The following is a 21,817-nucleotide window of genomic DNA, read 5'->3' as shown; positions in this document are numbered from 1 at the left end:
TAAAAATGAAAAAGTTTTGTTCTAATTGTGGTTCGCCAATAGAGGAGAATGTTAATTTTTGTCCAAGCTGTGGAGCATCATTAGCAGATAATGATAATAGGGAAATGTATATTCCTGATGAGGGAATAAAAGAAATGTTCTTTCGCTACGATAATCGTTTGAATCGTCAACGCTATATAATGCGATTGTTGACGTTGGTTGCAGGATATGTAATTTTGGAGATAATAGACAAGGTGAATCTATTGGATGACTTACTGATAGGATTACTTTATCTTGTCTTAGTGATTCCAAATATAATGGTAGTGATTCGGCGGCTTCATGATCTTGACCGGCCAGGCTGGTGGTTTGTAGGTACATTGGTTCCTATAGTAAATTTAGTATTGGGGTTATACATGTTATTTGCCAAAGGGACGGATGGACCTAATCAGTATGGCCCAGATCCATTGGGAACGGATTAAATCATGATAAAACTGTTGCATGTGATAAGAATTGTCTTATCTGTGCAACAGTTTTTTATTGTTTTTTTATCATTAAGAGGATTTCGTTTATGATTATAGAATTGTAAACAATGGATAGTATTTTTTAGAAGGGTGTAAACGGGAGGATAGTAAGATGGGAATTGAGAAGCTTAAATCTATACTGGATATGATGCCGAAAATATTTTACGATGAAAATTTGCTTCAGAATGCCTTGGAAAGAGTGTTTTTGGATGATAAACAGGCTAAAAATGTATTGTTTATGGTGATACAGTCGGGAGTCATTGATAATGCTTTGTTGGTTGGACAGGTAAACAGGGACTTGTTCAGGAGTTATGTAGATGCTGTCAATAATGATTATGGCGTGGAAAAAGAGATTGCAAAAAAATATATAGGATGGTGGTTGGGGGCACTAAATGTGTCTTATGAAGATTGTGAACTGGAAAGGGCACAAGAGGTTCATCAGCAGAATTATGAAAATGAAGTTAAGGTTGATGAATTAGAGGAACGTTACAAAGTGAAAAGTGCGTTAAGTGCATTGTCACAAAGTGAGAAAGATGCTTCAGCGGCATTGTTCCATGAATTCGCAGGTACGGAAGGTGAGATCGTTGCATCGAAAGTAGCTGATAAGTACGGACTGACAAGATCTGTTATTGTGAATGCACTGAGAAAATTGGAAGCAGCAGGATTGCTGGAAAGTAAATCGATGGGAATGAAGGGTACATATATTCGTGTATTAAATGACAATTTACTGTTTGAATTATGTGAATACGAGAAGAAAAAGACCTATTTGAATTCATGGAAAGGACGCTGAGAAAAAATGCCCCCTGCCATAAAATGGAGGGGGCATTTTTTCCCTTATGAGTTTATCAGTCGTCGCCCATATTGCTGATGGTCAGCAAAAGGTCGATGCAGCGTACATAGAGCCAAACAAGCGTAATCAAAAGGGAAAAAGCACAGTACCATTCAAATTCTTTGGGCAGTCCCTGCTGGACAGCTTCCTGAATCTGCTGGTAGTCAATGAACAGGCAGGCAGTGGCAATACCGATGATCAAGAGATCGATGCCGATGCCAATCAGGCCACCGTTCATGAAGCTGAAGTCAATGCTGAAGAAGTAACCCAGCACGAAGCGCAGCAGATAGGCGAGCAGCAGGCCGCCCAAGGCAATGGTTACGCCTTTGATGAATTTGCCATCCACCGTAATCCAGCCCTGACTGAATACCATGGCGGCAGCGATGGCAATCGTGAAGGTCAGCAGCACGGCCTGGATGACCACACCGGGCAGGAAGGATTCCGCAATCAGCGAGAGCATCGCAATAGAGGCGCCTTCAAAGATCGCAAACAGCGGTGAGATAAAACCAGCTGTCGAGGGTTTGAAGCTTACGATAAAGGTCATGATCAGGCAGCCAACGCAGGCAACTGCTGTCGTAACCATCGTGGCATAGCCGCTGAAAATCGTGACCAATGCCGAAGCAGCAACCAGGACGACCATCAGGATTTCCTTGAAGGCAATGCCGGAATAGCTGGCCGCTTCGCTTATATACTGGCCGCGGCTCAGGTCTTCAACCTTGCTGAGCATAGGATTTTCCATAAATAACATCTCCTGTCATAAAATTTATAACTACAATACTATTCTACCATATAATTGACCAAGATAACAGCATAAAAAGAGACTCGTACGGGGCAGCTTCAAAATCAAGGATATTTTTGCGGAATTAAGGATTGTTTCTTATTATTGTAGGCGCTATAATTTGAATTGTCGATGAAACAAATTCAATTAGGGGGATTGACTATGAACTTAAAGAAAATGGCAGCATCAATCTGTTTATCCATGCTGACGCTGTCCAGTGTGGTGCAGGCGGAACGGCCGGCAGATTTTCAGGACAAGTATCAGTTAGAGGAAATGGTGGTGCTCAGCCGCCACAATATCCGCTCTCCGCTCTCGGGCAATGGCTCAGCTTTGGGGAATCTGACGCCGCATGCGTGGTTCAAGTGGACTTCGGGCCCCAGCGAACTATCCCTGCGTGGCGGTCAGCTGGAAACCATGATGGGGCAGTATTTCCGCCAGCGGCTTGTCAAGGATGGTCTGATGACGGAAAATTATTTGCCCAAGGATGGCGAGATGCGTTTCTATGCCAACTCCATGCAGCGCACGATTGCAACGGCACAGTATTTTTCCAGCGGCATGCTGCCCGTGGCCAATGTAAAGATTGAGCACAAGTACGCACCCAGCAAGATGGACCCAGTGTTCAATCCGCAGCTGACCTTCGTCAGCGATGCCTTCCGCAGCCAGGCTATGCAAGAGATCAGCGCCATGGGCGGGAAAAAGGGGTTGCAGGGCATCAATGACAAGCTGGACAGCGAGTACCGCACCTTGGAAAAGACTTTGGATCTGAAAGATTCGCCCATGGCGAAGAAGGAGGGCTTCAACAGATTCAAAAATGACGACCTGCAGATTCTGCTGGAGGTCAACAAAGAACCAGCGATGAAAGGTTCCCTGAAGCTGGCTAACTCTGCCAGTGATGCCTTCATCCTGCAATATTATGAAGAGCCGGATACCACAAAGGCCGGCTTTGGCCATAAGCTCACGCAGCAGGAATGGGAGCAGATTGCCAGCGTGAAGGATGTCTATGGCGATGTGTTGTTCACCGCCCCGAGCGTGGCCGTCAATGTGGCGCATCCGCTGCTCACGGAGATGAATAATGAACTGGCCCAGCCGGGACGCAAGTTCACCTTCCTCTGCGGCCATGATTCCAATATCGCCAGCGTTTTGGCAGCTTTGGACGTGGAAGAGTATAGCCTGCCCAACAGCATCGAGAAAAAGACGCCGATTGGTTCCAAGCTGGTCATTGAAAAATTTGCCGGGAAAGATGGCAAAGAGTATGCTGCTATGAGCCTGGTATACCAGAACCCCGAGCAATTGCGCGACCGGACGGCTCTGACACTGGACACCCCGCCGGAAATCTTCCCACTGAAGCTCAAGGGAATCAAAGCCAACGCAGATGGCGTATATAAGCTGAAGGATGTACAGAAACGCTTCGAACAGGCCATTCAAGCCTATGATAAACTGCCGCAGGACAAGGCAGAGAAAAAGGCTGCTTAAGCGTTGATGGAAAGCATATCTAAGAAGCTGGTGTGATTTGCTTTTTTGCCCTTTTTGTGCTATCATAAGACTCAGAGATTTGTCTTTGAGGCGGGGGGCAGTTCCCCACCGGCGGTATAGCCCGCAAGCCCTTAGGTTTCCTGGGGCATGATTCGGTGAGATTCCGGAGCCGACCGTATAGTCGGGATGAGAAAAGGCATGTTGATTTGCATGCAGAGACAGCCACCGCGAAGATGATTCGCGGTGGTTTTTTGGTTTTCTTATCATCGAAGTCTCATTCACAAACCTTGATTCCATTGAATTTGAGGTGATGAATTTGCAAGATGAAGATTTTATGCGGGTAGCGCTGAATTTAGCCCGCAATGCCACGGGGCGCACATCGCCGAATCCTTTGGTGGGGGCGGTGATCGTCCGGGAGGGGCGCATCGTGGGCGCTGGCTGGCATCGCAAGGCCGGCACGCCACATGCGGAAATCCATGCGCTGAATATGGCGGGAGACTTAGCCAGGGGGGCCACGCTCTATGTGACGTTAGAACCATGTTCTCATTACGGGCGCACAGGCCCCTGTGCGGAAGCGGTGGTGAAGGCCGGTATCAAGCGCTGTGTCATCGCCATGGGCGATCCCAATCCAAAGGTGGCAGGCAAGGGCATTGCCATCCTGGAACAGGCGGGTATCGAGGTACGTTGCGGCGTGCTGGAAGCTGAAGCAGTGGCCCTGAACGAGGTGTTCCTGCACTGGATTCGCGAGAAGATGCCATTTGTAGTGCTCAAGACCGCCATGAGCCTGGACGGCAAGATTGCCACGCATACGGGAAAATCCCAGTGGATAACAGGCGAAGCAGCCCGTGCGCGTGTGCATGAGTACCGTGACCTCTATGACGGCATAATGGTGGGCATTGGTACGGTGCTGGCCGATAATCCCAGTTTGACCACGCGCCTGCCGGGGGGAACGGGCAAGAATCCTGTGCGCATCATTGTGGACAGCAAGGCCCGTACGCCTTTGGACGCCAAGCTGGTAAATGATGGGGCGGCGCTGACCATCATCGCCGTGACGGAAGCCGCGCCGAAAGATCGGGTGCAGGCGCTGAAGGACAAGGGCGTGGCCATCATGATCGCTGGCAGCGGACCGCAGGTGGATTTGCCGTTGCTGATGAAGAAGCTGGGCGAGATGGAAATCTGCTCGGTCTTTGTCGAAGGCGGCGGCACGGTGAATTTTGCCCTGCTGCAGGCTGGGCTGGTCAGCAAGGTGCACGCCTTTATCGCCCCGAAGATTATCGGCGGGCGGGAGGCCTTGACCTCTGTGGAGGGCGAGGGCTTTGCCGAGCTCAGCGAGGCCGTGGAACTTAATAATACCACTGTGGAGCAGTTAGGCGCAGATATTTTGCTGACAGGCTATGTGAAAGGACGGTGAGCGTTTGTTTACCGGTATAATCGAAGAAGTGGGGCGCGTTGCCCGGATTGGCGGCGGCAGCCTTGTCATTGACTGTCAGAAGGTGCTGGAAGATGTGCATTTAGGCGACAGCATTGCGGTCAACGGTGTGTGCTTGACGGTCACGCATTTTGACCGGTCAAGTTTTACGGCCGATGTGATGCCAGAGACGGTACGCCGCACGTCGCTGGCCGAGCTCAAGAAGGGCAGTCCCGTGAATCTGGAACGGGCCCTGACATTGGCAAGCCGCTTGGGCGGGCATATTGTCAGCGGTCATATTGACGGCACAGGCGAAATCGTCAAATTTACCGATGAAGGCAATGCAATCCTGATGACCGTCAATGCAGAGAGCGGCCTGCTGCGCTATATCGTGGAGAAGGGATCGGTGGCGCTCGATGGCATCAGCCTGACGGTGGCCAGTGTCACGGATCATGATTTTACGGTCAGTCTGATTCCCCATACCCGGGAGGTCACGAACCTCGGCAGCAAGAAGCTCGGCAGTCCCATCAATATCGAAACGGATGTGTTGGGCAAGTATGTCGAGAAGATGCTAGGCGGGAGCAAGGCGCCGGCAAAGAGCACAATGACTTTGGACTTCCTCCGGGAAAATGGATTTTAAGTAAGGAGATTTTGAATATGGCAGATTTTGCAACGGTTGAACAAGCAATCGAAGATATAAAGAATGGCAAGATGGTAGTCGTGGTGGATGATGAAGACCGCGAGAACGAAGGTGACCTGATCGTAGCTGCCGCTACCGTCACGCCGGAGGACATCAACTTCATGGCCACCTATGCCAAGGGGCTCATCTGCACGCCGATTGACGGCAAGCGCCTCGATGAGCTCAACATCGGCCAGATGGTGGTCAACAATACGGACAATCATGAGACGGCCTTTACGGTGTCCATTGACGCTTACGATACGGAGACGGGCATTTCCGCTTATGAGCGCTGCCAGACCATCAAGCTGCTGCTGGATCCCAAGGCCAAGGCTGCAAGTTTCCGCCGTCCGGGCCATGTGTTCCCGCTGCGTTCGGTAGAAGGGGGCGTGCTGCGCCGTGCCGGTCATACGGAAACCACGACGGATTTGGCGCGTCTGGCTGGTTTCTATCCTGCCGGTCTTTGCTGCGAGATCATGGACGATGACGGCCATATGATGCGCACGCCGAAACTCATTGAGTTCGCGAAAGAACATAACCTGCATCTGATTACGGTCAAGTCCCTGATCGAGTATCGCAAGCGCACGGAAACCTTTGTGAAGCAGGTAGCAGATGTGGACTTCCCGAGCAAATACGGTCATTTCCGCATCAAGTCCTATGAGAGCAAACTCGATGGCAAATGTCATCTGGCTATTGTCAAGGGCGATGTAGCCGGCAAGAAGGATGTGCTCGTACGCGTGCATTCCGAATGCCTGACCGGTGACGCATTGGGTTCCATGCGCTGTGACTGCGGCGATCAGCTGCAGGCGGCACTCAAGAAAATCGAAGCTGCAGGCGAGGGCGTGGTGCTCTATATGCGTCAGGAAGGCCGCGGCATCGGCCTGGCCAACAAGATGCGCGCTTATGCTTTGCAGGATAAGGGCCGCGATACGGTGGAGGCTAATGTGGAACTAGGCTTTGCGCCGGACCTGCGCGACTATGGCATTGGCGCACAGATTCTCTCTGACTTGGGGCTTACGAGCATCCGTCTGATGACCAACAACCCGGCCAAACGCGCAGGGCTCGAAGGTTATGGCCTGACCATCACGGAGCGCGTGCCGTTGATGATCCACGCTAATAAGTTTGACAAGAAGTACCTGACCATCAAGAAGACCAAGATGGGCCATCTATTGAATGATGACACGTTGAAATAATTTACGTTTTGGGAGGAAATGACAATGGCTAATGTTATTGAAGGTTTTATTACCGCAAAAGATATGAAGGTGGGCATCGTAGTGGCTCGCTTCAATGAATTCATCACGAGCAAGCTCCTGGGCGGTGCGTTGGATGCCCTGCATCGTCATGAAGCCAAGGACGAGGATATCGATGTGGCCTGGGTACCGGGTGCCTTCGAGATTCCTGTGGTGGCCAAGAAGATGGCCGAATCCGGCAAGTATGATGCCGTTATTGCACTGGGTGCCGTGATCCGTGGCTCGACGACGCATTATGACTATGTCTGCAACGAAGTGTCCAAGGGCGTTGCCCAGGTAGGCATGCAGACGGGCGTACCGACCATCTTCGGCGTAGTGACGACGGAAAATATCGAGCAGGCTGTGGAACGTGCCGGCACGAAGGCAGGCAACAAGGGTACCGATGCAGCCATGGCCGCTATGGAAATGGCTAATTTGCTCAAGAAAATCGGCTAAGCGCATAGGAGGCTGAGGCAAATGAAGATTGGCATTATCAGCGATACGCATGGCCATGAGGAAGCCTGGCAGACGGCTTTTGACAAGCAGTTCCATGATGCGGATATGATCCTGCATGCCGGGGATGTGCTCTACCATGGGCCACGCAATCCCATGAAGGCCGACTACAATCCCATGGGACTTGTGGAAAAAATCAACAATTGCCCGGTGCCGGTGATCATCGCCAAGGGCAACTGTGATTCTTCCGTGGATGCCAGCTGCATCGAGCTGCCCATCGAAGCACCCTATGCCTATGTGGTGGCCGAGGGCCTGCGCATCATTGTAACCCATGGGGATGCGGTGATGACGGATGCAGAAAAGGATAAACTGGCGGCACACTTAAAGGCCGACCTCTTTATCAGCGGTCATATCCATACTACGGTGCTCGAGAAGCGCGGCAACACGGTATTCCTGAATCCGGGTTCGGCGGCGCTGTCCAAGCGCGAAGATGGCCGCAATACCTTTGCGGTACTGGACAACGGGACGATTTCGATTTATGATATTGATACGGATGAAGTCCTGGCGACTTATACGTTGAAGTAAAAATGGGCCTTCCCCGCCGGGGAGGGCTTTTACCGTTGAGAGGAAAGATGTAATGAAAGACCATTTAGTAAAAGCTACGGCCGAAGGTGTACGTATCTATGCGGCTGTAACGACGAATCTTGTAAATGAGGCGATTTCCCGCCACGACTGCTATCCGGTGGCGGCGGCAGCTCTGGGGCGCACGATGACTGGCGCATTGCTGATGGCGGCAAATCTCAAGAACAAAGAAGCCCTGACGGTCAAGTTCAATGGCGGCGGTCCGCTTGGCATCGTCACGGCCGATGCCACGCCGGAAGGTTATGTTCGCGGCTATGTGGGCAATCCTCATGTGAACCTGCCGCTCAACGACAAGGGCAAGATTGATGTGGGCGGCGGTGTCGGCACGAACGGCACTGTGTCTGTTACCCGCTTCACGGGACTCAAAAATCCCATCACCGGCAGCTGCGAGATTACTGACGGCGAGATTGCCGATGACCTGACCAAATATCTCTATGTGTCCGAGCAGACGCCGTCGGGCATTGGCCTCGGCGTGCTGGTGAATCCGGATTTCAAATGCATCGGTGCAGGCGGCTTCTTTATCCAGCCATTGCCGGATGCTACGGAGGAGTGCATCTCCAAGCTGGAAGCCAACCTGCAGAAGGTCAATTCCGTATCCCATATGGTGGAGAAGGGCTATTCGGCCAAGGATATCATCGCTGAGATGCTGCAGGGCTTTGACATCAACTACATGTCCGAGACGGATTTGGCGTTCAAATGCCATTGTTCCAAGGATATGCTGTTCAATGTGCTGATCAGCCTGGGCAAAGAAGATCTCGACAGCCTCGTTGCTGATGGCAAAGCAGAAGTCTGCTGCCAGTTCTGCAATGAGAAGTATGAATTCACCGGTGAGGAGCTGCAGGAATTAGCGGCAGCTGCGGATAAGGTTCGCTGATTTTTCGTCCATATACTACTAAAGTGGCAGATAGGCGAAAAGATTCCCCTTAGGGAGTATTGTATGACATAGCAATCCCTCGTATAATAATTCATGTCACTTGGGGAAGTGATGACACACATACATACCTTCAAGAGTGGGGAAGCTTTGCAGGTAAAGGAATTATATTTATTAGGAAAGCAGGTCTTGTAAGACCTGCTTTTTCGTTGTATAATAGCGGGTGTGTTATGGATGATATGTATGTGTAAATTTCCCCAAGAAAGGCAGGTTGTTGCGTGCTACAATTGAATGAGGATGAGTGCTGGCAGATGACCAGAGGGGCGACCATGATCATGATGGCTTCTGTAGAAGAGTTCCGTGAAACGGTGTTCGAGGTTATCAGTGAGATGGCACCATTTGACTGCGGGATATCCTATGTCGTAAAAAATGATCAGAACGAGAAACATTGTCTGGAACCGATAGCATATACTAAGGCTGCGGTGGTACCGGATAGAATCTTGATTGAACGAGCGGCAGAATTGGCACATAAATCCAGCGTCTATTGTGCGTTGGAGTGGCAGAAGAAATCCATTGTCTTCCGGGATTCGGATATGTTTAATGATACATTCCTGTCTCAGACGGATATTGGCAGGCTCGTGCATGATGAATTGGGCATGAGTTATGCCTGCAAGATTTTCATGGTGCACAAGGGGTTGCTGTTAGGCAAGTTCTGGCTTTTGCGCCGCAAGGAGAGCGGCAATTTTACAGATAAAGAATTGTTCTGTATGCGTCTGCTTGAACCTATGATCATGCGCCGGATGTATGAGTTCCATCCGCAGAGTGAGCGTGGTGCTTATGCGCGCAGGGTGCTCCGGGAACGATTCGGGCTGACAGAACGGGAACGCGAGATCACGGCGCTGATCTGTCGGGGGATGTCCAACCGTCAGATTGCGGACAAGCTTATCTGTGCAGAAGCAACAGTGAAAAAACACGTATCGGCCATTGCGAAAAAGATGGGCGAATCCAATCGCAGCGGAATCATACATCGCTGTGTCATGGAAAAAGCCGTGCTCAACTATGTTTGACTATGAATAAAGAAGTCCCTGTGGTTTTGCTTTGGCGCAAAATCACAGGGACTTTTTTGCATGGGATTATCATAAATATACTGAAAAATTGCATAAACACGAAAAATAACTTGATGTATTCTCCATAACTATGATATAATAACGCGGGTGAATATTTTATGTCAGGTCCGGTGGAGAAGCGTTTGTCTGCTGTGGTACTCAGGTAAAATGGCAGATGAAGGCTTTTTTTATTTGGACCAAGAGAGGATGTGTCTAATTGAAAGACGAAATTTTTAGCGTGCTGCAACGCGTTGGCCGCAGTTTCATGCTGCCGGTTGCAGTTCTGCCGATTGCCGGTCTTTTGTTAGGCCTTGGCGCGTCGTTCACGAACCCGACGACCATCAAGACCTATGGACTGGAAGCCATCTTCGGTGATGGCACGGTGCTCCATTCCCTGCTCACGGTTATGAGCGCAGCAGGTGGCACCATCTTTGGCAACTTGCCAATCATCTTTGCCGTGGGCGTTGCGATTGGTATGGCCAAAGCCGAGAAGGAAGTAGCTGCTCTGGCTGCCATGATTTCCTTCTTCGTCATGCATGTTTCCTGTAATGCAATGCTGCAGCTCACGGGCAAGATCCTGGCTGACGGCTCCATTGCTCCGGGCGTGCTGGAAGGTACCATTGCTTCGAGCTGCGGTATCATGTCCCTGCAGATGGGCGTATTCGGCGGTATCATCGTTGGTATCGGCGTTGCCATCCTGCACAACCGCTATTATAAGATCGTATTGCCGGATGCCCTGTCTTTCTTCGGCGGCTCCCGCTTTATTCCTATCGTATCCACGGTAGCTTTTCTGTTCGTGGGTATTGCCATGACCTTCATCTGGCCGATTGCCCAGGATATCATCTTCGGTCTTGGCAATGTCGTTACGGGCACGGGCTATATCGGTACTTTGATTTTCGGTATCGTGAAACGTGCGCTGATCCCGTTCGGTCTGCACCATGTATTCTATCTGCCGTTCTGGCAGACGGGCGTGGGCGGCAGCATGATGATCGATGGCCAGCTCGTTCAGGGTGGTCAGAACATCTTCTTTGCTCAGCTGGCTTCCCCGAATGTCGCACACTTCAGTGCTGACGCTACGCGTTATTTCTCCGGTGAGTTCATCTTCATGATCTTCGGTCTGCCCGGTGCTGCTCTGGCTATGTACCGCTGCGCACGTCCGGAAAAGAAGAAGGTTGCCGGCGGTCTCCTGCTGTCTGCAGCGCTGACTTCCATGCTGACCGGTATCACGGAACCGATCGAGTTCTCTTTCCTGTTCGTTGCTCCGCTGCTCTTCGGTGTGCAGGTTATCCTGGCCGGTGCAGCTTACATGATTGCCCATATCCTGAATATCGCAGTAGGTCTGACCTTCTCTGGTGGTCTGCTCGACCTCTTCATCTTCGGTATCCTGCAGGGTAATGACAAGACCAGCTGGATGCTGATTATCCCGGTTGGTATCATCTACTTCTTCCTGTATTACTTCGCATTCTCTTTCCTGATCAAGAAGTTCGACTTCAAGACGCCGGGCCGTGAGGATGATGATGAAGAAACGAAGCTCTACACCAAGGCTGACGTCAATGCCCGCAAGGCTGGTGCCAAGGGTGAAAGCGGCAGCGCTGATGAACTGAGTCAGACCATTGCCCGCGCACTGGGCAGCAAGCGCAACATCACGTCCGTGGACTGCTGCGCAACCCGCCTGCGTTGCTCTGTGGCAGATTCTGCTCTGGTTGACCAGAAACTCCTGAAGGCTACGGGTGCTTCCGGCGTAATCGTCAAGGGCACCGGCGTACAGGTTATCTATGGCCCGAAGGTTGCGGTCATCAAATCCAACCTCGAAGAATATCTGGCTACGGCTCCGGAAGTTGAAGCAGATGCAGATGCTCCGGTCGTAGAAGAAACGGCAGAGGTTCAGGCTGAAGCTCCAGTGGCTGCTCATGGCGACAACGAGTTCTATGCTCCGGTTGCTGGTACGGCTCATGCTATCACGGAAGCTCCGGATGCAGCTTTCGCTGGCAAGATGATGGGCGACGGCTTCTTCATCGCTCCGGCTGACGGCCATGTAGTGGCTCCCTGTGATGCCGAAGTCATGTTCGTCTTCGACACGAAGCATGCCATCGGCATGAAGGCCGCTGATGGCACGGAATTCCTGATCCACTTCGGCGTTGATACCGTGAAACTCGGCGGTCAGGGCTTCGAAGTGTTCGTGGAACAGGGCCAGCAGGTCAAGAAGGGCGACAAGCTCATGGAAGTTGACCTCGACTATGTCAAGGCTAATGCTCCGTCTGATGTCTGCCTCGTGATCTTCACGGGCGGCCAGGCTGTCCATATGGAGAAATCCTATGGCGTCAAGGCTCTGGATGCAGTAGCTTCCTACTAAGTCCGACTGACGGATAAACTAAAAGAGTGCAGCATTTGCTGCACTCTTATTTTTATGCCTTTATTTGCCAATCATCATGCTGATGATTTCTTTGTCGGTTTCCTTCATGCCGATGCGGCCCAGGCGGCTGATGTTGCGGATGGTGTTTTCCACGCCTTTTTCGACGAGTCCATCACCGCCGTAGAACTGCTGGCCATTGCGGTACATCTCAAAGCCCAGGATGCCGGCATCCACAGCAGCTGAAATCTTGGCGGCGCAGGAGGCCTTGGCACCGTCGCAGACGATGCCGGAGGTGATGGCCAGGGCGTTGACGATGGTATGGATGACGGTCTTGTAGTCACCGCTGCAGAGCCAGGCGATGCCGGCGCCAGCACCTGCCCCGGCGCTGACGGCACCGCAATAGGCGGACAGGCGGCCGATGCCTTCCTTTTCGTGGAGAGTGACGAGATTGGCCAGCAGCAGGGCGCGGTAGAGCTTTTCCTTATCGGCGCCCAATTCCTTTGCATACTCGATGACAGGCAGGGACACGGTCATGCCCTGGTTGCCACTGCCAGAATTGATGACCACGGGCAGTTCGCAGCCGTTCATGCGGGCATCGGAACCGGCAGCCGCCCTGGCCCGGGCGCGGATGTGCACAGCATTGCCATAGGCCTTCAAAAGCGTCTTGCCGATATTGGCTCCGTAATCATTTTTCAGTCCCTCGTCAGCAATTGCCGTGTTATAGGCAATCTGCCGGTCAAGGATGGCACGGACATCCTCGAGGTCACAGGTCATGGCAAAGTCATAGATATCTTCAATGGTCAGGCATTCGTAGTCCGGCTTGCCGTTGTCAACGACCGGGACGATTTCCTTTTCCAACAGGATTTCGCCATTACGGACAATCCTGACGATATTGGTGTGCTCATTGACTACCTGGACTTCGGCATTGTCCGTGCCCTTACTGACCTTGACGATGATGTCCAGTACGTGTTCGGACTGGGCAAATTCTACGTTGATTTCCGTATGGGCAAGATAATCACCGAGTCTGGCTTTGTCAGCTTCCTGGGCATGGGCGATGACTTCTAACCCTGCTGTCTCATCGCCGGCTACGATGCCGATGGCGGCAGCGGCTTCGATGCCCTTGCGGCCGCCCGTATTGGGAACGATGACGCTCTTTACGTTCTTGATGATGTTGCCGCTGGCGGCGATGGTGACCTTATCCGGCAGTTGGCCAAGCGCCGCCCGGGCCTTGGCGGCGCAGTAGGCGATGGCGATGGGTTCCGTGCAGCCCATTGCCGGCACGAGTTCACGCTTGAGGATTTCCACATAATTCTTATAGGTGGGGCAATTCTTTTTCATATCAGTGTCTCCATTTTCTGTATATAATCTGTAATTATAGCACAAAATGATGAGAGAGAGAAAGAAAATTGCAAGAAGTAAAATCCGATTACAAAAATGTGATTTTTATTTACTATGTTGTAAATTGTTGACAATAGGTGTATACTGTAAAACTGTAAATGTAATTTACAGGAAAACTTTAAATAAAGGGGATATGTTACAGTGTTTAAGCCACACAAATTAGCAATCATAGGATTAGGTCATGTAGGTTCTGCGGTTCTAGCCCGGGCCATTGCCTGCCAGCTGGCGGCCGATATTGCCTGCATTGACATCAAGCCGGGAGTCGCTCATGGCGAGGCGCTGGATGCCGTGCATTCGCTGTCCTGCAGCTATGTACCGGGGATTCATGTCCATTCCGGCGGCTTCGAGGAATGTGCGGACGCTGATGTGATCATCTGTGACGCCGGCCCCAGCATCCTGCCGGGACAGAAGATGGACAGACTCACACTGGCCAAGGAAAACATTACAGTTATTCGTGATGTAATGAAAGAGGTTACCAAGTATACCCGAGAGGCTGTCTTCATCATGATCACCAATCCCCTGGATATCACGACCTATGTGGCCGCTACGGAATTTGGCTATCCGCTGGGCCGTTTGTTCGGTACAGGCACTACGCTGGAAACCATGCGCCTCAAGAGCATCATCGGCAGACATTACCATGTGGATGCTTCCGATGTGCAGGGCTATATGCTCGGTGAGCATGGCAATTCCGCCTTCCCAGCCTGGAGTACCGTGAATATCGGCGGCGTGCCTTTGGACAGCCTCGATGAGTTCTATGACCATGAAAAAGAATTGAACCGTGAGGAAATCGCTCAGGAAGTTGTCAATACGGCCTATGATGTGCTGCAGTCCAAGGGCTGGACCAACACGGGTATTGCCATGGGGGCCTGCCGTCTGGCCAAGGCAGTCCTGTTCGATGAACACGCAGTCCTGCCGGTTTCCATGCCCTTCAACGGCGAATATGGCCTTAATGAGGTGGCGCTGTCCCTGCCCAGCATCATCGGCAAGAACGGCGTAGAGAAGCGCATCCCGCTGCATCTGCCGTCTGCTGAACTGGAACTCCTGCAGAAGAGTGCCGAAAGCGTCAAAGCGGTCATGCGGGCGAATAAAGTTATTGACTGATCCATAGATTGCCCAATGGTGGGAAATATACCTCTTGGTATATTTCCCACCATTTTTATTTCAGACAGGAAACATTGACACAATGGATTGGACAGGGTAAAGTGTAAAGAGGGAAATAAAGTTTAGGAGATGTTTACGACGAAAAGGATTGCTTTGATTATTCTGTTTAATTTATTGGGAATTGCTTTGTTCTACAGTTGGAGCACTGCGCAGTATGATAGCGCGATGCAGGGCTTTTGGCCGGCAATTGACAGTCAGGTGTTCCTGTTTTTCAACGGGATGCTGGGGGATAATCTGCCGTTCCGCTATTTGGTGGCCTTTACCAATCTGCGCTTCTTTGACACGATTGGCTTTTTGACGATGCTGGGAATTTTTGGCTGGCATTACCGGAAGATGGATAAGGCCGGCCGCCGCTGGATGCTCTGCATGGGGGCAGTCATGCTGCTGACTGCTGTGATCGGCAAGCAGTTTGACCTGGCCTGGAATGTGGAGCGTCCAAGTCCCACCAAGTTCTTCACGGAGCTGGGCGTGCCGGTGCTCAGGGTTTCGAATCTTACCGGCTGGCCGGCCAAGGATTGGTCGGGTTCGAGCTTTCCCGGTGACCATGGCATGTGCCTGCTGATTTTCTGCTTTTATATGTTGCGTTACTTTGGCTGGCGTACATTTATGGCAGGGTTGGCAGTAGTGGTGCTGTTTTCGCTGCCCCGCGTGATGTCCGGCGCTCATTGGGTAAGTGATATCGCGGTGGGGGCCGCTAGTGTGAATCTCATCGTGCTCAGTTGGATGCTGCTGACACCGGCTGCAGATAAACTGATTGACTGGCTGGTGCAGAGATATGAAAAGCTATTTTTGAAGGGAGAAACGCAAAATGATCAAGTTTGACCATAATAACATCAATGTGCTGGATCTGGAGCGCAGCAAGAAGTTCTACAAGGAAGCTTTGGGGCTTACAGAGGTCCGTCATATAGATGGCGAAGGCTTCAAGATCGTCTTCCTGGGCGATGAACAGGGCAGTGAACATCTGCTGGAACTGACCTGGCTGGCTGACCGCAAGGAGCCGTATAACCTGGGCGATAACGAGTTCCATCTGGCCTTCCGCACGGATGATTTCGACGCTGTCCATGCCAAGCATGAGGAGATGGGCTGCATCTGCTATGAGAATACAGCCATGGGCATCTACTTCATCGTCGATCCCGATGGCTACTGGCTGGAAATCCTGCCGCCAGTGCTGAATCTGTAAATTTGCCAAAAAAAATTCTGACCGTCGCTTGACCGGTCAGAATTTTTTTGTTATCTTAGGCGTTTTCCTTGCGGAACTTGTCCATGAATTGGGCGAGTTTTTCGGCGCCTTCGTAGGGCATAGCATTGTAGATGGAGGCGCGCATGCCGCCGACGCTGCGGTGGCCTTTGACACCGCTAAGGCCCTGTTCCAGTGCTTCTTTCACGAACTTGGCTTCGAGTTCTTCGCTGGGCAGGCGGAAGGTGACGTTCATGAAGGAACGGCTGTCCTTGTCCGCATGGCCGCGGTAGAAGCCGTCAGAGTTATCGATTGCGCCGTAGACTACAGCAGCTTTCTTCTCATTGCGTTTGGCCATTTCCTCCAGACCGCCTTGCTCCTTGATCCAGGCGGCAACCTTGCCGACCATGTAGATGCAGAAAGCAGGCGGCGTATTGTAGAGGGAATCCTTTTCGAGGAAGGTGCTGTAGCGGAACATGGTGGGAAGCGTCTTGGGGCTCTTGGCCAGCAGTTCCTTCTTGGCTACTACGAGCACTACGCCAGCCGGGCCGAGGTTCTTCTGCACGCCGGCATAGATAAAGTCGAACTTGCCGAAGTCGAGCGGGCGGGAGAGCATGTCGGAGGACATATCCGCAAAGAGAGGTACGCCATTCGTTTCCGGAATATAATGATACTCCGTGCCGTAGATGGTGTTATTGTAGCAAAGATGCACATAAGCGGCATTGGGGTTGATCTTGAGCTCTTCCTGAATGGGAATATGCTTGAAGTCGCGGTCCTTGCTGGAAGCGGCAATCTCACCCACGCCTAAGAGTTCCGCCTCTTTATAGGCTTTGGAGGCAAAGCTGCCGGAGAGCACGTAGCTGCCAGGATGTTCCTTGCTGGCAAAGTTCAGCGGAATCATGGCGAACTGCTGGCTGGCACCGCCCTGGCAGAACAGGACTTCATAATCATCGCCGAGTCCCATGAGTTCCTTGATATCGGCTTTTGCCTGTGCATGGACAGCTGCATAGGGTTTGGCACGATGGCTGATTTCCAGAATGGACATGCCGCTGTCACCGAAATTCAAAAACTCAGCCTGGGCTTCCTTGAGCACCGACAGGGGCAGGGTAGCCGGACCGGGGTTAAAGTTATACACGCGATTTGCTTCCATGGAGTACCTCCTAAAAGTAATAAAATTACAAAGTTACATATGGTAGATATTTTTCTTTATTTTACCCCTAATTTTTTATAAAAGCAAGGGCAAAAACAAATATTGTTTGTTTACAGGGAACAGATGGAATTGTAAAAAGGATAAATTTTACAGATTTACGAAAAATATCTTGACATAAAGGGTGATAAGTGATAAGCTAACATCAATTTCAAAATTAAACAATAACAAAAACGAAACCGATGAAGCGGAGATAACGGCAGCTACGCCTTTACAGAGAGCCTGCATTGCTGGAAGTCAGGCAAGAAACGAACTGTCAAATGGACCGCGGAGGGTGCAGTCAAATGATCTGGAATGTCAGATCAGAGTATTCTGCAACGTGAGGAACGCGTAAGTTTCCGGGGATATGTTGGTATCCTGCAAAGCGCACGGATTTTCCGTGAATCCAAGGTGGCACCGCGGATAGTGTATAGCACTTGTTCGTCCTTGATAGAATGGATAGTTCTGTCAAGGGCGTTTTATATTGCCCGGACTTACGGCAGAACGGCAGTAAGAGAGGAGCAGGCAAAATGATTGAAGAAGCGATTGTAAAGATTGTGGGCAAGGAAGATCTGACCTATGATGAGGCTTATGCCGTGATGAATGAAATCATGAGTGGCAAGACCAGTCCTACGCAGAATGCGGCGTTTCTCGCGGCGCTTTCCACCAAGAGTGCCCGGGCCGAAACCACTGAGGAAATCGCGGGCTGCGCGGCGGCCATGCGTGACCATGCCACGAAGGTGGATACAGGGCTCGACATCTGCGATATCGTAGGTACCGGCGGCGACCATAGCCAGAGCTTCAACATCTCGACAACGGCCAGCCTCGTGGCTGCGGCTGGCGGCGTCAAGGTCGCCAAGCATGGCAACCGCGCAGCGTCCTCCAAATGCGGCACGGCGGACTGCCTCGAAGCCCTTGGCGTCAATATTGAACAGAGCCCGGAACTGTGCAAGAGATTATTGAATGAAGTGGGCATGTGTTTCTTCTTTGCGCAGAAGTATCATAGCTCCATGAAATATGTCGGCGCAATCCGCCGGGAACTCGGCGTGCGCACGGTGTTCAATATCTTAGGGCCGCTGACCAATCCCGGCAGCCCCACGCGCCAGCTCTTAGGTGTCTATGATGAGTATCTCGTCGCACCGCTGGCCCATGTCCTGAGCAGCCTCGGCGTCAAGCGCGGCATGGTGGTTTACGGCAAGGATAAATTAGATGAGATTTCCCTGTCAGCTCCCACGGCGGTCTGTGAGATCCGGGACGGCTGGGTGAAAGCCTATACCATCAAGCCGGAGGATTTCGGCATGGAACGTTGCACGAAGGAAGATCTCGTGGGCGGCACGCCGACAGAGAACGCCGCGATTACCCGCAGCATCCTGCAGGGCGAGAAAGGCCATAAGCGTAATGCGGTACTCCTGAACGCTGGTGCGGCGCTCTATATCAATGAGAAGGCGCCGACGCTTGCCGAAGGCATCAAGCTGGCAGCAGAACTGATTGATTCCGGCAAGGCCATGGAGACTTTGGAGAAGCTGATTGAAGTCAGCCAGAAAGCGCAGGCTGTAGCATGAATGTATTGGAACGGCTGGCCGGGTATGCCAGTGAACGGGTGGCAGCGGCTAAACGGCAGAAATCTTTGGCGCAACTGCGGCAGGAGGCAGAGGCTATGCCGAAAGGGGATTTCCCGTTTCGGCAGGCGCTGGCCCATGATGGATTATCCTTTATCTGCGAATGCAAGAAGGCTTCGCCTTCGAAGGGCCTGATTGCCCCGGATTTTCCTTATCTGCAGATTGCGAAAGCGTATGAAGCGGCTGGTGCCGATGCTATTTCCGTGCTTACGGAACCGCGGGAGTTTTTGGGCAGTGACCAATATCTGCAGGAAATCGCGGCGGCCGTGAAGACGCCCTGCCTGCGCAAGGATTTCACGATTGATGAATACATGATCTATGAAGCCAAGGTGCTCGGAGCTTCGGCGGTGCTGCTGATCTGCTCGCTCTTGGAGACGGAACGCATCCGGGAATATATGGCGATTGCCCACGAGTTGGGACTGTCGGCCCTGGTGGAAGCACATGATGAACGGGAAATTGAAAGCGCTCTGGCAGCCGGAGCCGGAATCATCGGCGTGAATAACCGCAACCTCAAGGACTTTTCCGTGGATATCGAGAGCAGCGGACGGCTGCGGCAGATGGTGCCGCCGGAAGTGCTGTTCGTATCGGAAAGCGGCGTGAAGTCAGCTGCGGACGTGCAGCGGGCCAAAACGATGGGCGCGGATGCCATACTGGTAGGGGAAGCACTGATGCGCAGTGCGGATAAGAATGCGATGCTGGCGGAATTCTATGCCGCTGCAGATAGAGAAAGGGAGATTTTGCCATGACGAATCCACAGGGACGCTTTGGTATTCACGGGGGCCAGTATATTCCGGAAACCCTGATGAATGCCATCATTGAACTCGAAGAAGCTTATAATCACTATAAAAACGATCCGGAGTTCCAGCAGGAGCTCACGGAACTCTTGAATGACTATGCCGGTCGTCCTTCCCGCCTGTATTATGCGGAAAAGATGACGAAAGACCTCGGCGGCGCGAAAATCTATCTCAAACGCGAGGATCTTAACCATACGGGCGCTCATAAAATCAACAATGTTTTAGGGCAGGCCCTGCTGGCCAAGAAGATGGGCAAGACGCGGCTGATTGCCGAAACCGGCGCCGGCCAGCATGGCGTGGCCACGGCCACGGCGGCAGCGCTGATGGGCATGGAATGCGTGGTCTTTATGGGCAAGGAAGATACGGAGCGACAGGCACTCAATGTCTACCGCATGCGGCTGCTGGGCGCGAAAGTGGTACCCGTTACGTCCGGCACAGCGACGCTCAAGGATGCGGTATCGGAAGCCATGCGCGAATGGACGACGCGCATCAGTGATACGCATTATTGCCTGGGCTCGGTCATGGGCCCGCACCCGTTCCCCACGATTGTGCGGGATTTTCAGGCGGTTATCTCCCAGGAAATCAAGGCACAGATGCTCGAAAAGGAAGGCCGCCTGCCCGATGCGGTGCTGGCTTGTGTGGGCGGCGGTTCCAATGCCATCGGCAGTTTCTATCATTTTATTGAAGACAAAGATGTCAAACTGATTGGCTGTGAGGCAGCCGGCCGGGGCATTGATACCTTCGAGACGGCGGCTACGATCAATACAGGCCGTCTGGGGATCTTCCACGGCATGAAATCCTATTTTTGTCAGGATGAGAATGGGCAGATTGCGCCGGTGTATTCTATTTCCGCCGGCCTCGATTATCCCGGTGTCGGCCCGGAACATGCGCACCTGCATGATATCGGCCGCGCAGAATATGTGGCCATCACCGATGATGAAGCGGTGGACGCTTTTGAATATCTGTCCCGTACCGAGGGCATCATTCCGGCCATCGAGTCGAGCCATGCCATTGCCTATGCCATGAAGATGGCACCGAAGATGGCGAAGGATAAGATTATCGTTGTAACTGTATCTGGCCGGGGCGACAAGGACTGCGCCGCCATTGCCCGCTATCGGGGGGAGGATATCCATGAGTAATATCGCAAATGCATTCAAGAACGGCAAAGCCTTTATTCCCTTTTTTACCTGCGGTTTCCCGGATATGGAGACCAGCAAGGCGGCTATTCGCGCGGCCGTGGAGAACGGCGCGGACCTGATTGAGCTTGGTATTCCCTTCTCTGATCCCACAGCGGAAGGTCCGGTAATCCAGCGTTCCACGTTGGGGGCGCTCAAGAATGGCGTCACGACCAATAAGATATTCAAGATGGTCAAGGAATTGCGGCAGGATGTAAAGATTCCGCTGGTCTTTATGACCTATGCCAATGTGGTATTCTCCTATGGCGGGGAAGATTTCTTTGCCAAATGTCAGGAAGTCGGCATTGATGGCCTGATCCTGCCGGACCTGCCCTATGAAGAAAAGGAAGAATTTGCCAGCCTTAGCGAAAAATACGGCGTAGACCTGATCTCCATGATTGCGCCGACCTCCCATGAGCGCATTGCCATGATTGCCAAGGAGGCCAAGGGCTTTATCTATGTGGTCAGCAGTCTCGGGGTTACGGGCGTGCGCAAGGAAATCACGACGAATCTGGCGGAAATGGTGGAAGCCATCCGCAAGGTAACCGATGTGCCCTGCGCCATTGGCTTTGGCATCGCCAACCCCGACCAGTCGAAGAAGATGGCACAGATTGCCGACGGCGTGATCGTTGGTTCGGCCATTGTCAAGCTGCTGGAGAAATACGGCAAAGAAGCACCGGAGTATGTGGGGGCCTATGTGCGTTCCATGCATCCGCGCAATTTACTGTAATAGTGCAGGGGGATAGCCCCTGACAGCAAAAAGCCCGTTGATGAAACGGGCTTTTTCAAATTGCAGTTTATCGGGCAGTTCGTGCTGAAGGTATCCCGTTCATACGTTGTCAGGGGTTCACGGGGGAGTACTTTTGCTGTTTCCGCTAAACGTCCCTCCCTGTCAAGTTAGAGCTATTTAGCGGGATGCGCCGGGCAGGCCAGCGGCGCGTCTTTCAGCGTGCTTTCTAGTTACTACCTGCGTCGGGCCGGTCTTCGCT

General features: G+C 52.1%; 21 protein-coding genes and 1 riboswitch. Of the genes, 18 read left to right on the top strand and 3 right to left on the bottom strand.

Annotated elements, in window-relative coordinates; translation table 11 throughout:
* The first annotated feature begins 5 nt into the window (after positions 1-5).
* The gene (locus BLQ59_RS12270) at positions 6-458 is read left to right on the top strand and encodes a DUF805 domain-containing protein (protein ID WP_074573161.1); all 453 of its coding nucleotides are present in this window, start codon (positions 6-8) and stop codon (positions 456-458) included.
* A 154-nt stretch (positions 459-612) separates the two neighbouring features.
* On the top strand, positions 613-1,290 hold the full coding sequence (locus BLQ59_RS16475) for a hypothetical protein (RefSeq protein ID WP_074573160.1): 678 nt from the start codon (positions 613-615) through the stop codon (positions 1,288-1,290).
* Positions 1,291-1,345: 55 nt separating this feature from the next.
* Here the strand turns inward: BLQ59_RS16475 and BLQ59_RS12260 are convergent, their stop codons facing one another.
* Positions 1,346-2,068, bottom strand: a complete 723-nt coding sequence (locus BLQ59_RS12260) for a Bax inhibitor-1/YccA family membrane protein (RefSeq protein WP_074573159.1) — start codon at positions 2,066-2,068, stop codon at positions 1,346-1,348.
* Positions 2,069-2,269: 201 nt separating this feature from the next.
* Here BLQ59_RS12260 and BLQ59_RS12255 point away from each other — a divergent pair, with 201 nt between their 5' ends.
* From BLQ59_RS12255 to BLQ59_RS12215, 9 genes are all read left to right on the top strand, one after another.
* A complete protein-coding gene (locus BLQ59_RS12255) occupies positions 2,270-3,580 on the top strand; it encodes a histidine-type phosphatase (RefSeq protein ID WP_074573158.1) in 1,311 nt (436 codons plus the stop codon).
* A gap of 77 nt (positions 3,581-3,657) precedes the next feature.
* Positions 3,658-3,782, top strand: a riboswitch (FMN riboswitch).
* 108 nt (positions 3,783-3,890) lie between these two features.
* Entirely contained in the window at positions 3,891-4,991 is a 1,101-nt protein-coding gene (gene ribD, locus BLQ59_RS12250) for a bifunctional diaminohydroxyphosphoribosylaminopyrimidine deaminase/5-amino-6-(5-phosphoribosylamino)uracil reductase RibD (protein WP_074573157.1), read from the top strand.
* Positions 4,992-4,995: 4 nt separating this feature from the next.
* A complete protein-coding gene (locus tag BLQ59_RS12245) occupies positions 4,996-5,628 on the top strand; it encodes a riboflavin synthase (RefSeq protein WP_074573156.1) in 633 nt (210 codons plus the stop codon).
* A 17-nt stretch (positions 5,629-5,645) separates the two neighbouring features.
* On the top strand, positions 5,646-6,857 hold the full coding sequence (locus BLQ59_RS12240; protein ID WP_014424132.1) for a bifunctional 3,4-dihydroxy-2-butanone-4-phosphate synthase/GTP cyclohydrolase II: 1,212 nt from the start codon (positions 5,646-5,648) through the stop codon (positions 6,855-6,857).
* A gap of 24 nt (positions 6,858-6,881) precedes the next feature.
* Positions 6,882-7,349: a 6,7-dimethyl-8-ribityllumazine synthase gene (gene ribH / locus BLQ59_RS12235; RefSeq protein WP_014424133.1), complete on the top strand. Its 468-nt coding sequence runs from the start codon at positions 6,882-6,884 to the stop codon at positions 7,347-7,349.
* 21 nt (positions 7,350-7,370) lie between these two features.
* Positions 7,371-7,931, top strand: coding sequence for a phosphodiesterase (yfcE, locus tag BLQ59_RS12230; RefSeq protein WP_074573155.1), 561 nt, complete (start codon positions 7,371-7,373; stop codon positions 7,929-7,931).
* A 52-nt stretch (positions 7,932-7,983) separates the two neighbouring features.
* Positions 7,984-8,862: an Hsp33 family molecular chaperone HslO gene (gene hslO / locus BLQ59_RS12225; protein ID WP_074573154.1), complete on the top strand. Its 879-nt coding sequence runs from the start codon at positions 7,984-7,986 to the stop codon at positions 8,860-8,862.
* A gap of 275 nt (positions 8,863-9,137) precedes the next feature.
* Positions 9,138-9,926, top strand: coding sequence for a response regulator transcription factor (locus tag BLQ59_RS12220; RefSeq protein ID WP_143005357.1), 789 nt, complete (start codon positions 9,138-9,140; stop codon positions 9,924-9,926).
* A 256-nt stretch (positions 9,927-10,182) separates the two neighbouring features.
* Positions 10,183-12,318: a PTS sugar transporter subunit IIABC gene (locus tag BLQ59_RS12215; RefSeq protein ID WP_074573152.1), complete on the top strand. Its 2,136-nt coding sequence runs from the start codon at positions 10,183-10,185 to the stop codon at positions 12,316-12,318.
* 60 nt (positions 12,319-12,378) lie between these two features.
* On the opposite strand, the gene BLQ59_RS12210 is transcribed toward BLQ59_RS12215, so the two are convergent.
* Entirely contained in the window at positions 12,379-13,656 is a 1,278-nt protein-coding gene (locus BLQ59_RS12210) for an L-cysteine desulfidase family protein (RefSeq protein WP_074573151.1), read from the bottom strand.
* Positions 13,657-13,857: 201 nt separating this feature from the next.
* On the opposite strand from BLQ59_RS12210, the gene BLQ59_RS12205 reads away from it, so the two are divergent.
* The 3 genes from BLQ59_RS12205 to BLQ59_RS12195 all read left to right on the top strand — a co-directional run bounded on the left by BLQ59_RS12205 (position 13,858) and on the right by BLQ59_RS12195 (position 16,057).
* A complete protein-coding gene (locus tag BLQ59_RS12205; RefSeq protein ID WP_074573150.1) occupies positions 13,858-14,817 on the top strand; it encodes an L-lactate dehydrogenase in 960 nt (319 codons plus the stop codon).
* Between the two features lie 174 nt (positions 14,818-14,991).
* A complete protein-coding gene (locus tag BLQ59_RS12200; protein WP_256324676.1) occupies positions 14,992-15,699 on the top strand; it encodes a phosphatase PAP2 family protein in 708 nt (235 codons plus the stop codon).
* The gene (locus BLQ59_RS12195; RefSeq protein WP_074573148.1) at positions 15,686-16,057 is read left to right on the top strand and encodes a VOC family protein; all 372 of its coding nucleotides are present in this window, start codon (positions 15,686-15,688) and stop codon (positions 16,055-16,057) included. The genes BLQ59_RS12200 and BLQ59_RS12195 overlap by 14 nt, the downstream gene beginning before the upstream one ends.
* A 55-nt stretch (positions 16,058-16,112) precedes the next feature.
* Here the strand turns inward: BLQ59_RS12195 and serC are convergent, their stop codons facing one another.
* Positions 16,113-17,204 (bottom strand): 3-phosphoserine/phosphohydroxythreonine transaminase, encoded by a 1,092-nt coding sequence (gene serC / locus BLQ59_RS12190; RefSeq protein WP_074573147.1) that lies wholly within the window; start codon positions 17,202-17,204, stop codon positions 16,113-16,115.
* Between the two features lie 566 nt (positions 17,205-17,770).
* On the opposite strand from serC, the gene trpD reads away from it, so the two are divergent.
* From trpD to trpA, 4 genes are read left to right on the top strand one after another with little or no spacing between them, the layout of a single operon-like run.
* Positions 17,771-18,802 (top strand): anthranilate phosphoribosyltransferase, encoded by a 1,032-nt coding sequence (gene trpD, locus BLQ59_RS12185; protein ID WP_074573146.1) that lies wholly within the window; start codon positions 17,771-17,773, stop codon positions 18,800-18,802.
* Positions 18,799-19,605: an indole-3-glycerol phosphate synthase TrpC gene (gene trpC / locus BLQ59_RS12180; RefSeq protein ID WP_074573145.1), complete on the top strand. Its 807-nt coding sequence runs from the start codon at positions 18,799-18,801 to the stop codon at positions 19,603-19,605. Before trpD ends, trpC begins: the two co-directional genes overlap by 4 nt.
* The gene (trpB, locus tag BLQ59_RS12175) at positions 19,602-20,792 is read left to right on the top strand and encodes a tryptophan synthase subunit beta (protein WP_074573144.1); all 1,191 of its coding nucleotides are present in this window, start codon (positions 19,602-19,604) and stop codon (positions 20,790-20,792) included. The genes trpC and trpB overlap by 4 nt, the downstream gene beginning before the upstream one ends.
* Positions 20,785-21,558: a tryptophan synthase subunit alpha gene (trpA, locus tag BLQ59_RS12170; RefSeq protein WP_074573143.1), complete on the top strand. Its 774-nt coding sequence runs from the start codon at positions 20,785-20,787 to the stop codon at positions 21,556-21,558. Before trpB ends, trpA begins: the two co-directional genes overlap by 8 nt.
* The last annotated feature ends 259 nt before the right edge of the window (positions 21,559-21,817 follow it).

The organism is Pseudoselenomonas ruminantium (assembly GCF_900104055.1).
In the GTDB taxonomy this organism is placed as follows: domain Bacteria; phylum Bacillota; class Negativicutes; order Selenomonadales; family Selenomonadaceae; genus Selenomonas_A; species Selenomonas_A ruminantium_C.
This window is presented reverse-complemented; position numbering and strand designations above follow the sequence as displayed.